General features: G+C 42.3%; 14 protein-coding genes. 6 read left to right on the forward strand and 8 right to left on the reverse strand.

Annotated elements, in window-relative coordinates:
- Positions 1 to 64: 64 nt before the first annotated feature.
- The 7 genes from tyrR to pspA form a co-directional block, all read right to left on the reverse strand.
- On the reverse strand, positions 65 to 1,612 hold the full coding sequence (gene tyrR, locus FM019_RS18900; RefSeq protein ID WP_143837594.1) for a transcriptional regulator TyrR: 1,548 nt from the start codon (positions 1,610 to 1,612) through the stop codon (positions 65 to 67).
- A gap of 341 nt (positions 1,613 to 1,953) precedes the next feature.
- The gene (gene phhA, locus FM019_RS18905) at positions 1,954 to 2,754 is read right to left on the reverse strand and encodes a phenylalanine 4-monooxygenase (protein WP_143837595.1); all 801 of its coding nucleotides are present in this window, start codon (positions 2,752 to 2,754) and stop codon (positions 1,954 to 1,956) included.
- Between the two features lie 231 nt (positions 2,755 to 2,985).
- Positions 2,986 to 4,029: a YcjF family protein gene (locus FM019_RS18910; protein ID WP_143837597.1), complete on the reverse strand. Its 1,044-nt coding sequence runs from the start codon at positions 4,027 to 4,029 to the stop codon at positions 2,986 to 2,988.
- 6 nt (positions 4,030 to 4,035) lie between these two features.
- Entirely contained in the window at positions 4,036 to 5,469 is a 1,434-nt protein-coding gene (locus FM019_RS18915) for a YcjX family protein (protein WP_143837598.1), read from the reverse strand.
- A 103-nt stretch (positions 5,470 to 5,572) separates the two neighbouring features.
- Complete coding sequence (gene pspC, locus FM019_RS18920) at positions 5,573 to 6,031, reverse strand: envelope stress response membrane protein PspC (protein WP_143837600.1); 459 nt, start codon at positions 6,029 to 6,031, stop codon at positions 5,573 to 5,575.
- Positions 6,028 to 6,252 carry an envelope stress response membrane protein PspB gene (gene pspB / locus FM019_RS18925; RefSeq protein ID WP_409553419.1) on the reverse strand — a complete coding sequence of 75 codons (225 nt, stop codon included), beginning with the start codon at positions 6,250 to 6,252 and terminating at the stop codon, positions 6,028 to 6,030. Before pspB ends, pspC begins: the two co-directional genes overlap by 4 nt.
- Before the next feature lie 44 nt (positions 6,253 to 6,296).
- Positions 6,297 to 6,995 carry a phage shock protein PspA gene (gene pspA / locus FM019_RS18930; RefSeq protein WP_143837603.1) on the reverse strand — a complete coding sequence of 233 codons (699 nt, stop codon included), beginning with the start codon at positions 6,993 to 6,995 and terminating at the stop codon, positions 6,297 to 6,299.
- Positions 6,996 to 7,303: 308 nt separating this feature from the next.
- Here pspA and pspF point away from each other — a divergent pair, with 308 nt between their 5' ends.
- From pspF to FM019_RS18960, 6 genes are read left to right on the forward strand one after another with little or no spacing between them, the layout of a single operon-like run.
- Entirely contained in the window at positions 7,304 to 8,407 is a 1,104-nt protein-coding gene (gene pspF, locus FM019_RS18935) for a phage shock protein operon transcriptional activator (RefSeq protein WP_143837604.1), read from the forward strand.
- A gap of 43 nt (positions 8,408 to 8,450) precedes the next feature.
- Positions 8,451 to 10,037, forward strand: a complete 1,587-nt coding sequence (locus FM019_RS18940) for an ABC transporter substrate-binding protein (protein WP_143837808.1) — start codon at positions 8,451 to 8,453, stop codon at positions 10,035 to 10,037.
- Positions 10,037 to 11,068: an ABC transporter permease subunit gene (locus tag FM019_RS18945; protein WP_143837809.1), complete on the forward strand. Its 1,032-nt coding sequence runs from the start codon at positions 10,037 to 10,039 to the stop codon at positions 11,066 to 11,068. The genes FM019_RS18940 and FM019_RS18945 overlap by 1 nt, the downstream gene beginning before the upstream one ends.
- On the forward strand, positions 11,055 to 11,948 hold the full coding sequence (locus FM019_RS18950; RefSeq protein ID WP_143837606.1) for an ABC transporter permease subunit: 894 nt from the start codon (positions 11,055 to 11,057) through the stop codon (positions 11,946 to 11,948). The genes FM019_RS18945 and FM019_RS18950 overlap by 14 nt, the downstream gene beginning before the upstream one ends.
- Entirely contained in the window at positions 11,948 to 12,949 is a 1,002-nt protein-coding gene (locus FM019_RS18955) for an oligopeptide/dipeptide ABC transporter ATP-binding protein (RefSeq protein ID WP_143837608.1), read from the forward strand. Before FM019_RS18950 ends, FM019_RS18955 begins: the two co-directional genes overlap by 1 nt.
- Complete coding sequence (locus FM019_RS18960) at positions 12,946 to 13,728, forward strand: ATP-binding cassette domain-containing protein (protein WP_143837610.1); 783 nt, start codon at positions 12,946 to 12,948, stop codon at positions 13,726 to 13,728. Before FM019_RS18955 ends, FM019_RS18960 begins: the two co-directional genes overlap by 4 nt.
- 228 nt (positions 13,729 to 13,956) lie before the next feature.
- Here the strand turns inward: FM019_RS18960 and FM019_RS18965 are convergent, their stop codons facing one another.
- Entirely contained in the window at positions 13,957 to 15,090 is a 1,134-nt protein-coding gene (locus FM019_RS18965) for a sodium ion-translocating decarboxylase subunit beta (protein ID WP_143837611.1), read from the reverse strand.
- Positions 15,091 to 15,094 lie beyond the last annotated feature (4 nt).

A 15,094-nucleotide genomic window follows, 5' to 3' on the forward strand; every position in this document is an offset into this window, starting at 1 on the left:
ACGTTTTGGTTGCTGCCAATGTAGCAAATCTTAACATTCTCATATATTCATTATGGACGAGATATTAAACTTTAACGGTCTTTTTATTTATACCGTATTCTCGCAATTTGTTTGCGATTGCTGTGTGGCTTAAGCCTAGTTTTTTCGCCAACTGGCGGGTGCTGGGATAAAAAGGATAAAGTCGTCTCAGCAAGCTTTTTTCGTAGCGCTTAACCTCGTCTTCTAAACTGCCGTCGAATTCCTCGGGAACAAAACTTACACTGGTAGCACTTGAGGGCAGTTTAATATGTTCGATGCTTAATTCGTTGCCTTCTAACAATGAAACTGCTTTATAAAGTGTGTTTTCCAATTGTCTTACATTACCCGGCCACGGATAAGCTTGCAGGTAATCAATACAAGACTTGTTTAATTTAGGCGCGCGCCGGCCTAATTTCATACTTTGCTGTTTAATAAAGCGGTCAGCTAAAGGAATAATATCTGAACGCCTGTCTCTCAACGGCGGGATTACCATGCTCAATACATTGAGACGGTAATAGAGATCCTCTCTAAAATGCCCATCTTCGATTAATTTATTCATGTCTTTTTGCGTGGTAGAAACGATCCGCAAATCAAGATTTACCTCTTCGTTGCTACCTATTTTGCCAAAAGATCCTTTTTGTAAAACATTCAGCAATTTACCTTGCATGTTATGTGTGAGATCTCCAATCTCGTCAATAAATAGAGTACCCCCGGAAGCCTCTTCCAATAGCCCTAAATGACCACTTTTTTCAGTCTCTTCTCTTCCAAACAATTCCGTATCGATTTGCTCATCCGATAACGACGCCGGGCTAAAGGAAACAAATTGACCGCTAGCTCGTCGACTCGCTTCGTGACTGGCACGAGCAATCATTTCTTTGCCAGTACCAGACTCACCCCAAATCAATATAGGTGCATCAAGCTCCGCCATCCGCGTCGCTTCTTTGACAACTTTTTTCATCAAATTACTACTGGCTTGAATTGACGCAAAGCTATCGCTGCTAACTTGATGAAACACGGTTAGTTGTTGACCCAAACGAAATTCAGATTTCAACATTAGTAAGGCGCCGGCGAGAATAGATTCGCCTTCTGCGTCGGGGATCATGACGGGTAAAATATCGGCAAGAAAGTCTTGCTCAAGAAAATTCACCTTTTGAGTTTGTCCTGCAACCACTTTGCCGTCGAGCCATTTTTGAAAGTTAAAGCCACGAACAAATTCGCTGATTTCCATCCCCAACAATTTTTCAGAAGGCTGTTCGATGCTGCTCACCGCAGCATCATTTACCAGCAATATGCGGCCTTTCGTATCAAACGAAAATATCGGATCGGGCAAGGTTTGAAGCAACGCACGAAGTTGGTTCTGTTCTCGCTCAATAGGCATGAAAGGAGTTGTTTTAACGTCTTCAATTCCCTCAATTCGACGAATTTCCGGCATTAGGTGCTGAAAATCAGCAAATTCAATATTAGGGAAGTTGAGAAATATCTTTCCGGCTGAATCAAGTTCGATTCCACGAAGATCAATCTTATAATTAACAAGAATGTCCAGCACGTCTTGCGTAATACCTACACGGTCCTGGCAAATGATTTCCAATCGCATTGAAAAGAGAAGTCCTAAATTTGTAATGTAAAGATATTATTACAAATTGGTGAAGCTGTCTGCAATATCAGTGAGATAAATTACCTAGGTGTTCGACGAGATGCGATAAGCCCACACAATTTGTGTGGGCGGGATAAGTAAAATTAAACAGAGGTTAATTAGAGCGTGCTTACCTTTGCTGTATAATTTTGCAGCGAATTGAGTGGTATTTGGGTTCAGTTTACATGCGCCCTGCTCTTTGTTGCGTGTTCTTGACTTAGAATCACTAGGACTGCAAACCTGCGCCGCGATCAGAGCGCATACAAACAGAACAAATTTCATACAGCAAAGGTAAACACGCTCTAGCTGGCGAGCTGATTTTTAGGTGCAAACTTGGGTGCATGTAACCCAAGCTTCTTGGCTGTATTTACCAGTGCCATGATGTCCATATCGGCCAATTCAAAAAGTTGCTCAAAGCGATTCAAAGTGAAATATACAGGCTGCATGATATCTATTCGATATGGCGTGCGAAGAGCTTCAAGTGGATTCATCGTTTGCCTTATCACATTATCACTCTCAAGTGCATAAACGGTTTCACCTGGCGATGACAATATACCGCCACCGTAAATTCGTGTCCCTTCTGCCGTGTTCAATAAGCCAAACTCGACAGTAAACCAGTATAGTCTTGCTAAGTATGCACGGTCTTCTTTACTTGCGGCCAGCCCAAGCTTTCCATAGGTATGAGTAAAATGGGCGAAAGCTGGATTAGTCAATAGTGGACAGTGACCAAATATTTCATGAAAAATGTCGGGCTCTTGTAAGTAGTCAAAATCATCACGGGAGCGGATAAAAGTCGCGACCGGGAATTTTTTATTTGCCAATAAAGTAAAAAACGCATCAAAATTAATTAGCGACGGGACTTGCTCAACCTGCCATCCTGTATGTTCTCCCAGAACCTGGTTGATTTCATGTAATTGTGGAACACGGTTGTGCGGTAAATCCAGCAACTCTAGCCCGTGCATAAACTCATCACATGCACGCCCTTTAATAACTTCTAATTGGCGTTCTATCAAATCTTGCCAAATTTTATTCTCTTCTTCTGTCCAACTGACAATGCCATTTTCGTCGGCGGGATTGGACACATATTTGGTTGACTTTGACATAAAGTAATCCTTGATTTTGATACGTTCAAAATCGGTTTATTTGAGCATCAGCTCGAATTAATCTGATATCAAAAGTCTACTGGTTTCCCGCAAAAGAAACAGTTTTGGGTGCACATATAGAATCTGAAATAATGTAACACTTAATTTACATTAGTATAAATAATGACTTATATTTCAATTAATTAAAAATTTAAAAAAGCACTTATGTAAATTCTTTTTTACGCATTGTAGCTATTTTTTTGTCAGTGATTTTAAATCACTTAGTAGTTGTTGGGTGAGCTGATTTATGCCCGGTTTTGCTAGGGCATTCCAGGGCATAGGACGACAGGTTTGCATTGCTTTAATACCAACCCTTGTGGTCATGACGCCAACACCTATACCTTGTGCCAGTCGAGTTGAAAGTTTGCCTGTGACCCCTGCACTCACTGCATAGTTTCCAGCATCACTTATGATTTCGGTCGCACCTGCTAAAAGCATGGTTTTAAAGACTTGCTTTATCAATCTTATTCTTCCCCAATAACTCAGAGGCAGACCGTAACACTGGCTCACCTGTTTAAGCATGACTAAATTACGCCAAAGAACTATGATCATATCTAACAAGGCAAATGGACTCACAGCAATCATCGCTGCTGATGCCGATGCGTGTTTAGTCACAACCTGTAACGCATGTTTATCTGCCGCAGATAAAACATTGGTTTCAAACAACTGAAGGACTTCTTTGTCGACATGATGAGGCTGGATCGCCTGTTGCCATTGATTTATTTGGTTAGGATATAAGGGTAAAAATAGAGGAGTTAATTGTTCGCAAAAAGCCTTGCCTTGGCCAATGGTGGGGGCGCTTAAAAACGCGATAGATTGTGTTCTAAGTTGTTCGGTTTTTTTGAGCTGTCGCAAGCTTCGTAGTTCACTTATAAAAGCCTTTACTGCAAAAATTAATGCAGCGACAATTACGATAAGCCAGGCGCCACTGAGCCAGTCACTTTGGGTTAAAATATGCTCTATCCAAAATCCTGCTTCAATCAATGATAATAGAATTACAATCCCTGCAAACCAAACCCACTTTCTTCCCGAGTTTGACGTCTCATCGTTATCTTCTCGTTCAATAACAACCTGTTCAAAAGAATAACTATTTGCGACTGCTGTCGCTGGCATTATAACCTCATTGCTTTGAGATTCTGCGGCTGTGCCATTGGGTTCATTTAATTGAACATCGCTTTGTTCAAATATTACGGCTTTTTGAATGTCTGCTTGATGAGTCGTGTTTTTTTCGGTCATGGTTGGTTACTCTAATTTGTCACCCAGGACAAATTGCAAAATATGGTCAATGCGAATGTGCGGAAGAGCCTGCCGATCGTGTGCTAAGGCTTTTGGCATAAAATTGGGAAATGAAAACCCTTGTTTATCCCAAAAATCATCCTCAGGACATTGGCTAGGCACATCACCAGGGTATAAGTTCAAAATCGAGCCGTCTTCCTTTGCACCACTAAGCACCTGAATTGGCTTCCCATTAACTTGGCTTTGTCCCACGCTCGTAGTCCGAATAGCGCTGAACGCAGTTGACTCGGTGGCAACACCCTCATATTGGATATGTTGCCTTGCCTCGTGGACAATAGACTCCAACAGTTTGACTAAATTTGGTTGTTGATCGGGTGTAATGTGATCTGATTTACTCGCAGCAAATATCAATTTATCAATGTTAGGCGCGAAAATTCGTTTGAGAATGTTACTGCGCCCATAATGGAAGCTACCCAATAACCAATTAATTGCTTTTTTCAGATCGTTAAAACTATGAGCGCCCAGATTCAGCGCTGACAAACAATCTACAAGAATGATTTGACGATCAAATCGCTTAAAGTGTTTTTTGTAGAATGGCTTCACCACTTTAGATTGATATTGTTCAAATCGTTGTTGCAACAGTGATGCGGGACTATGTTGACTTATTGAACGCGTATGATCTTTAGTAGATGCCAACTGCTCCAACGATATTGGGAAAAATTGTAATACAGGTGCACCGTCTAATTCTCCAGGCAAAACAAAACGGCCGGGTTGGATAAGCTGATACCCAGCGTCTTTGCAAGCATGAAGATACTCGGTGAATCGCAGTGCTATGCTTTGCAATTGCATTTCGTCGACTTCGTCATGCAAGTTTATTGCGCTTAGCGCCTCTTTAAATGGCGCTATCAGTGTTGCTTTGTCACCGTCTTTAACATCTTCCCAAAACCTTTCACACCATGTTTGATAGTCAGTTTCTAACAGTGGTAAATCAAGCAGCCATTCCCCTGGATAATCAGTGATATCTAATGTTAGCGTACTATGTTGTGAAACCAACCTGCGCAATCTGGATTGACTTTTATACTTGATGAGCAATCTGACCTGGCTAACACCATTAGTTGAATTAGGCCAAAGTGGAGGGATATTGCTTAAGTTTTCCATGCCTTGTTCGTAAGCAAAACGTGAAACCGTGACATCCGGTTGAACTTCGCGTTTTACACCAATAAGGCGATTATCGGATACCACATTTAAAAAGGGAAGTTGGGCACCGTCTCGTGCATTAATTAGTTGATTAATCAATGAAGTAATGAAGGCTGTTTTACCGCTTTTACTTAAACCGGTTACCGCCAAACTTATATGGTGATCGGCCAGGCGGTTGCCAAGCACCTTGGCCTGGTCCTGCCATTTCTGTACGGAAGGGTTTTGCGTAATTTTGTTAAGCAAGATACTTCTCTCTGTGGTTCAAGCTCAAGACACAAAAGCGGCCCGAAGGCCGCTCTCTCAGGGGCTTACCGCCCTCCACGCTAATGGATCTTTTTTCATTCGATCAGAGTTTGTTAATTTCTCTGTTTAGTTGATACTCCGACGAAGTCACATAAGTTTCAACTTTTCTGAGTCGTGATTCAATACGAACAAACTGTTGTTTAATATCATAAAAGGCTTGTCGTGGCGGTTCGCCTGCTTGCCATACCTTTGATTTGACCTCGACTTTTTTGTCTTCGTCTTCTTCATCTATATCGTTGCGCCAGCCTTTGACACCACTCGCTCTGTTAAATGTAGCGGTTCGATGACCAGAATGTCCATGCTCAGGTGTTTTTTTGTCCATAATAAACCAGGCAGCAATATAAAAAACAGGTACAAAGGGGCCCGCAAGCAACAGAGTCGCTGCGACGGTCATAATCCTCACTAACCAAGTTTCGATGCCAAAGTACTCTGCAATGCCAGCACAGACTCCGGCGATCTTTCCTTGTTGAGGATCTCGCTGAAGTTGTTTACGAACTGTCATGCTTTGTTTCTCCAATCTGGTGTTTCCGCGTCTAAAATTGCTTCCAAAGTTTGAATACGATCTGCCATCGCTTCAGCCTTGTTGGCTAAGTCTTGAAGGGTTAAATATTCATCTTCAGACAATCCCTGGCTCACCTGCTTTTTACTGCGATAGTGAAGTATCAGCCAGATTGGCGCGACAATCGTCATGAAAATAATCGTGGGAATCCCCACTGTAAACATTAATATATCTTCCACTGTCTTACTCCTTTACAGGCAACCTACCACTATTTCTTAGCTTTACTTGCAGCCGTTTTTGCTTTTGTCGGTTTGGTTTGTACTTTTTTCTTCAAAGCAGCTAACTCATCGTCGATCTTATCATCTGATTCCAAGTCAGCAAATTCATCCGCCAACGTCTTTTTACCTAAATCATAAGCTTCAACCTGAGATTCTAAATCGTCGATTTTCCGCTCGTATTGTTCAAAACGTCCCATCGCCGCATCAACTTTAGAATTGTCCAGCGTGCGTTTAACTTCCAAACGGGAGCTAACGGTTTTTTGACGCATAATAATTGTTTTTTGACGTGCTTTTGCATCGGCCAGCTTTTCTTGCAATTGACCAATTTCTCCTTGCAGTTTACCGATTTGCTCATCAATAACCGCCAGTTCTTTTGCCAACACTTCACTGTGTTCTGTGCATTTTTTCTTCTCTTGCAAAGCAGCTCTGGCTAGGTCTTCACGATCTTTGTTTAAAGCCAACTCGGCCTTATATTGCCAATCTTCAGCTTCGTTTTGTAATTTGGTGATTTGTGACGAAATGTCTTTTTTATTCGCTAAGGTTTTCGCCGATGCTGAACGCACTTCAACCAAAGTGTCTTCCATCTCTTGTATAATTAGACGGACCATTTTTTCTGGATCTTCAGCTTTATCCAGTAACGAGTTAATATTTGAATTCACTATGTCAGTAAAACGCGAGAAGATACCCATAATCTTTTCCTCTAACTTTATTGATAAAAATTGATGCAAAATGCATTACTGTAGTGTTTTATTCAATAACCGGGCCAATCAAAAAATGATTACTAATTCTTTGTTTTTTAAAGATATTAATAATTCTTCCTTATTTTACCTCTTTTAGCGTATTATGATTATCAACCATATATTAGCGGATTAGACCACTTTTTAAATTTTTAGGCATAATCGACGAACAGCCTGAGATGAATCAGCGCCCGATAAGCCTATACCATTGAAAATTAAGGTATAAATCCAACAGAATAAGATTTAAAGGATAACCGGTAATGAGCCGATTTCGCCAACAAGATAATTTACTCGGGCAATCTAACAGTTTTTTGGAGGTCTTGGAGCAAATATCTCAAATAGCACCTTTGAACAAACCGGTTCTGATTATTGGAGAGCGGGGTACGGGTAAAGAACTCGTGGCAGCTCGCCTTCATTATTTATCTAAGCGCTGGGAACAAACCTACTTAAAATTAAATTGCGCAGCGTTGAGTGAAAGTCTATTAGAGAGTGAATTATTTGGTTATGAGGCAGGTGCTTTTACCGGCGCACAAAAAAGACGAGAAGGAAGGTTTGAGGTTGCCCACAATGGCACTTTGTTCCTTGACGAATTGGCAAACACATCAGGTCTTATCCAAGAAAAGCTGCTTCGCGTTATCGAATATGGTGAATTTGAACGTGTAGGCGGATCACGTTCGGTTAAGGTGGATGTGCGTTTGGTCGCTGCAACCAATGAAGATTTGCCTTCGCTGGCCGATTCTGGGGAATTTCGCCCCGACCTACTCGATCGATTAGCGTTTGACGTTATCACTTTGCCACCGCTTCGAGAAAGAATTGAAGACATCATGATGCTAGCTGAACATTTTGCCATTAACATGGCCCGAGAGCTGGAGATGGAGTTGTTTAGCGGTTTCACCGAAAAAGCAAAACGGACCTTGTTGGAGTATGACTGGCCTGGCAATATTCGTGAACTGAAAAATGTCGTGGAGCGTGCGGTCTACCGCAATAACAACCCCCATGTTCCGGTACACAACATTGTGCTTGACCCATTCGAGTCCGTCTTTAGACCTCAAGGCAGAATCAAAACCCAAGACCGGATTACGGTTAAACCCGTTTCCGAACAGGTTGCATCAATCGCTGAATCACCGGCGTTACAGAAGAAAACTGAGGATTTCTCTACTGCAACACAAAATTTTGAGTTCCCTGTCGACCTAAAAACATTGTCTCAAGATTTCGAAATCGACCTCATTAAACAAGCCTTGGCAGATAGCCAATTTAATCAGAAAAAAACCGCAGAAAAACTATCCTTGACCTATCATCAGTTAAGGGGATATTTGAAGAAGTATAATTTACTCGAAGGTCCCAACGAGGAAGTGGAAGATTAAGGTGATTAAACTGCTTTACAAGTCGATATCCCTAGCAAAACCGATGTTTTTGTGTGCCACCTTGGTACTGACAGGTTGTTTTAATAGTGACTTGGAAATGCCCGAATCAGGGGTGATTTACTGCTCAGAAGGAAACCCAAGCAGTTTCAACCCTCAACTGGATACCTCAGGAACGACATCCGATGCATCTTCTCATCAAATCTATGATCGATTAATTAATTTCGACCCGTTAACGGGAACCATAGTGCCGGCACTTTCAAGTAGTTGGTTAGTTAGCCAAGACGGTCTAACTTACACCTTTCAACTGCGAAGAGGTGTAAAGTTTCATCAAACCAATTACTTCTCACCAGGCAGAAATTTTAACGCTGATGACGTGATCTTTAGTATTAATCGTTGGCGATTGGCAGAGCACTCTTATCATCAAGTTTCGGGGGGCAGTTATCCATACTTTTCAAGTTTAGGGCTCAGTGATGTGATCGTTGATGTGAAACGTATCAATGGTTATCGTGTTGAGCTGATACTCAACCGCCCGGACAGTTCGTTTTTGGCAAATTTGGCAACGGATTTCGCGGTAATTTTGTCGTCAGAGTATGCACAATTCCTGGAAAATAGCGGCAATAAAGAGCGTATTGACAGTTACCCTATCGGTACTGGGCCTTTTAAATTTGTGGATTTTAAGAAAGATCGTTTTATTCGCTATGCAAAGCATGAAAATTACTGGCAACATCAAAACGCACCAGACAATCTGATCTTTGACATTACCCCTTCAAGCTCGCTGAGGCTCGCAAAGTTAATTACCGGAGAATGTGATGCCATCGCTTTTCCTGCAAACAGCGAATTGGATTTAATTAGAGAGAGAACTGACTTAAAACTTGATGAAAAACCCGGATTAAATGTGGGATTTTGGGCATTTAATTCTTCTAAACCTCCTTTTGATAATCCGAAGGTTAGAAAAGCCTTAGCCATGGCGATTGACAAAGCAACTTTGCTTGAAGCGGTTTACTTTGGCAGTGCAGTGGGTGCTAGAGGATTACTCCCAGAATCTTCTTGGGCCTATCAGGCAAACCTCAACGATACTAATTACAACCCGGTCATGGCCAGACAATTGCTCCGCGAAAGTGGTATTGAAGAAGGTTTTACGATGAACATTTGGGCAATGCCGGTTGAACGAGCGTACAATCCTAATGCGCGGAAAATGGCTGAACTTATACAAAACTATCTCAATCAGGTAGGGATTACTGTCAATATTGTTAGTTACGAATGGTCTGCTTTTCGCGAGCGTTTAAAAGAGGGTCTTCATGATTCGGTGTTAATAGGCTGGTCTGCTGACAATGGCGATCCGGACAACTTCTATCGACCTCTCCTAACCTGTTCAGCGATTGAATCAGGGACAAATAGAGCAATGTGGTGTTCTCCTGAGTATGACTCGCTGATTAATCAAGCACTAAAGTACACTGAAATAGATCAAAGAAATCGCTATTACCGGTTAGCCAATGCGCTGATCGCCGAACAAGTTCCCTTAGTCCCCCTTGCCCATGCCTATCGTTACCGGGCATACAGAAATGACTTAGAGGGACTACTAATTAATCCATTTGGGGCCATTCGTTTTGGCGATGTGAACAAGCAATGATGCTCGCTCATGTCATCCGGAAATTTAACCTCTTAGTGCTAACCTTAATTGTACTGAGCGCATTTTCTTTTTCATTGGTGTACTTGTTTCCAGGTGACCCTATCGTTAACCTGACCGGGCAACGTAACATATCTCAAGCCCACTATGATGCACTCATTCAAATGCATGGCTTTGATAAATCCTATTTTCATCAATACTGGTATTATATGACCAATCTATTTGATGGAGATTGGGGGTACAGCTTCAGTTCTGGACTCCCTTTATGGCAAGAAATAACTCAGACATTTCCTGCCAGCATTGAACTTAGTTCCTATGCACTTGTGTTGTCTTTATTGATTGGTGTACCACTAGGATTTTTAGCGGGGTTCCAACATCATAAACCTGCTGATTTTGGATTATTGGCAGCCAGCGTGATTGGTTATTCAACCCCTATATTTTGGTTGGCACTTATCCTTATTCTAGTTTTTTCATTGCAATTGGGTTGGTTACCGTTGTCTGGCCGAATAAACTTATTGTTCGATATCCCTCATCAGACAGGGTTTATTTTGATTGATATTTTCCTCAGTGACTCACTGTATAAGTCTGCGGCGGCCAAAAGCGCCTTGCAACATCTTATTATGCCAACATTAACGCTGACGATTGTCACCGCTGCGATTATTTTCAGGTTGACCCGACGCTCATTGATAGATGTGATGTCTAGTCAGTACATTCAGACGGCCTATACTAGGGGCTTGAGCAACTTTCAGGTTGTTATGCGCCATGGAGTCAGAAATGCGCTACTACCTATAGTTCCACTGTTTGGTATGCAATTCGCTGTCTTGTTAACCAACGCTATGATAATAGAAGTTGTGTTTTCCTGGCCAGGCATTGGAAATTGGCTGATCCAGGCAATAAATCAAAGAGATTATCCCGCCATTCGTGCAGGCATGCTTGCGGTGTCAACTCTGGTGATTATTGTAACCGTGTCAACAGAGCTGCTAGCAAAATTGATAAACCCTGAACTCGTGGGCAAAATTCATGGCAAATCTTAATATGTACCAAGAAGAATTCCATCCTTCTCCCCTGGTTCACACATGGCTGGAGTTTCGCAAAAGTCATATTGCAGTTTTGGGGCTTTGGGTTTTGGCATTTTTTATTTCAATGGTGATATTTGGGCCATTGATTGCACCGTTCGACCCATTGATGCAAAACCCCAATGCTTTTTTAATTGAACCAGCGTGGGATGCAAATGGATCTATACGACACGTCTTTGGCACCGATAGTATAGGTAGAGACTTACTTTCTCGGCTCATTTACGGGTGCAGAATGACATTGGGATTAAGTATTCTGTTGGTATTTTTGTCAATGCTTGTCGGCGTTGCTATCGGTGCAATTGCGGGAATGAGTCGTGGAGTGCGCTCGAGTATCTTAAATCATCTTTTGGATTCAATCATGGCTGTTCCTACTCTGCTTATTGCCATCGTGATTGTTGGTATTTTAGGAGTTGGTTTAGTCAATAGCATGTGGGCTATCAGCTTAGCTTTGATACCACAGTTTGTGCATAATACCCGGGAAGTTGTCAGAGCTGAAATGCAAAAAGAATACGTTCTAGCCTCGCAGCTCGACGGGGCTCGTAGGTTTCACCTTTTCTTTTATTGTATTTTGCCCAATATGTACGAAATGCTTGTCGTACAATGCACCATGGCTTTGTCGGTAGCTATTTTGGACGTCACGGCATTAGGATTTCTTGGATTAGGTGCGCAGCCGCCCTCTCCAGAATTGGGAACGATGCTCTCTGAGGGTTTGAAAGTGGCCTATAAATCTCCGTGGAGTATAGCGCTTCCCGGTAGTGCCATATTTTTGATGGTGTTATCTATCAATGTTGTAGGTGATGGTTTGCGTTCTGCATTGCGGAATAGGTTGAGTCACTGATGGCACTATTAGATATCAAAAACCTCACTTTAGAAATTGATGGTTCCAGCGGCTGGATGAAAGCACTGGACAAAGTGAGTTTGCGCATTGAAGAAGGCGAGATTCGAGCCTTGGTAGGGGAATCAGGATCCGGTAAAAGTCTGATTGTTCGTGCTGTAGTCGGCGCTATTCCAGAACATTGGCGCGTTACCGCGGATCGTATGACCTGGAAAGGTAAAGATTTGCTTACCATGAGTCAAATCGAACGGCGTAAAATTATGCGCTCAGAAATCGCAGTAATATTTCAGAATCCCCTTTTGTCGCTTGATCCTTCCGCGACATTAGGCGAACAGTTGATGGAAAGTATTCCCGGTAACTTAGTAAGTGGAAGGTGGTTCTGGCAGCGCACAAAAAAACGGCGTGAAATGGCGATTAAGCTACTCCATAAAGTCGGGATTAAAGAACATAAAAAATATCTCGGCGCTTATCCTCATCAAATAGCAGACGATATTGGACAGAAATTTCTGATTGCCTGTGCGTTAGTATCTTCTCCCCGCCTGTTAATCGCAGACGACCCCACACGTGGAATGGAAATTACGACCAAGACACAAATTCTAAAGCTTTTAACCCGTTTAAATAAAACAAGAAATTTAAGTATTTTGTTTGTCAGCCATGACCTTTTGGCTATTTCAAGCATGTCTGACAGAATGACAGTTCTTTACTGCGGTCAGACTGTTGAAGATGGAAAAATGAGCCAACTACGCAAACGCCCATTGCACCCTTATACTAAGGCGTTGCTGGATAGCGCACCCAGCTTTAGAAAAGATTTGGCACCGAAATCTCCTCTTGCTGCCCTTGATGGCACCATTCCGACCTTGCAACACCTTCCTATTGGATGTCGATTAGGGCCTCGCTGCCCTCGAGCACAAAAGGAGTGTGTTCGCACACCGGAGCTACGTCACGTGCAAGACCATTTTTATAGCTGTCATTTCCCACTCATTAGAGAGAGAGAAAAACAATGACGGCGCTGTTAAATGTTGAAGAACTGAGCTTTATCCAGAAGCCAGGGGGAAGCTGGTTTAAGAAGGTATCTGGCTTTCAACTTGAACCACTAAGTTTTTCGTTAAATGCCGGGGAAACCTTGGCGATTGTCGGGGAAAATGGCTCTGGAAAATCATTGATAGGTAAACTCTTGGTAGGTGCGGCAAAACCAACAAGTGGTAACATCTATTTAAATGGGCAAAAGCTGTCTGAACGAAATCTCAAACAAAGATGTTTAAGCATTCGGATGATTTTTCAACACAGCAATGAGTCACTCAACCCAGGGATCACAGTTGCGAAGATCCTCGAAGAGCCGTTGCTTTTAAATACTCAGCTATCTCAACCAGACAGGCTAAAAAAAATTGATGAGACATTAAACCTCGTTGGGCTGCTTAGTGAACACATGTTTTTTTATCGACATATGTTATCGGATGGCCAAAGGCAGCGTCTGGCACTTGCAAAAGCATTAATACTGAACCCTCAAATAATTGTTGCAGATGAACCTTTTGCCGCACTTGACCCTTCGGTGCGTTCGCAAACAATCAATTTGATCATGAAACTACAACAAGACTTAGGATTAGGATTTATTTTTATCTCTCACAATTTGGGCATAGTTCGGCATATCAGTGATCGGGTATTGATCCTGCAAAATGGAAAGGTTGTAGAAAAAGGTAAAACCGACGCCATATTCAATTGGCCAAACAACGAATACACAGAGAAACTGATGAAGTCTCACCAATCTCTCGTAACACCAAAATAATACTTGGACACCCACTCCGAAAATAATTCTTGCACCAAAATAATACTTGGACACCCACTATAAATATTGTCAGACACCCATTTATAAGCCTGCATCGAGATATTTTGGACACCCACAACAAATAGGCTGAACTACCCATCCGTTGGTAACAAGCATTTTAACGAATGTGAGTATATTGGAATTTAAACCGCCAGTACCTTTGCTAAATAGAATTTAAAAAGAATGATTCTAGGGGCCAACCAATGCCAGCAATATCCCTGCCGCCACCGCAGAACCTAAAACGCCTGCCACGTTTGGTCCCATAGCATGCATCAGTAAGAAGTTATGATGGTTTGATTCTAATCCAACTTTGTTTACAACTCGTGCAGCCATAGGGACCGCTGAGACGCCAGCTGCACCGATCAAAGGATTGATGTCAGCTTTGCTATACTTATTCATGATTTTTGCCATGATAACCCCTGTAGCCGTCCCTATCGCAAATGCCACAGCTCCAAGTGCAAGGATACCGAGAGTTTCCGCTTTGAGGAATTTGTCTGCAGAGAGTTTAGAGCCAACGGCCAATCCTAGAAAGATAGTCACGATATTAATAAGTTCATTTTGAGCGGTATTGCTTAACCGGTCTACAACACCACACTCTTTCATCAAATTTCCGAGGCAAAACATTCCAACAAGTGGTGTAGCAGTTGGCAAAAACAGTATAGTCATCAACAATACAGCTAGCGGAAAGATAATTTTTTCACGCTTGGAAACAACTCTCAATTGAGCCATTTCTATTTCGCGCTCTTTTTTACTGGTTAATGCCTTCATAATTGGCGGCTGAATGATGGGTACTAACGCCATGTATGAATAGGCCGCCACGGCGATTGTTCCCAACAACTCAGGAGCAAGCTTTGATGCCAAAAATATCGCCGTTGGTCCATCTGCACCGCCTATAATTGCGATCGCTGCGGCATCTTGAAGAGTGAATTCTAACCCAGGAATATAGTTTAGTAGAATGGCGCCAAGTAAGGTGGCGAAAATCCCAAACTGAGCCGCCGCACCTAACAGTAACATTCTTGGATTTGCAATGAGGGCGCCAAAATCTGTCATGGCGCCAACGCCCATAAAAATCAAAAGTGGGAAGACGCCGGTGCCGATACCTACTTCGTAGACATAATGCAATAACCCACCAACTTCAGAGAATCCTGCCAACGGAATGTTCGTAAGCATTGCTCCAAAACCAATTGGTAACAGTAGTAATGGTTCAAATTTTTTGACGATAGCGAGGTACAAAAGCCCCAAACCCACCAGCATCATAACGATTTGGCCAATCTCGAAGTGGGCAAGTGCCGTGCTTTGCCATAACGTTTCTAACTTCTCCATGAGT

Origin of the sequence: Aliiglaciecola sp. M165 (genome assembly GCF_007197995.1) — a bacterium.
Taxonomy (GTDB): domain Bacteria; phylum Pseudomonadota; class Gammaproteobacteria; order Enterobacterales; family Alteromonadaceae; genus Aliiglaciecola.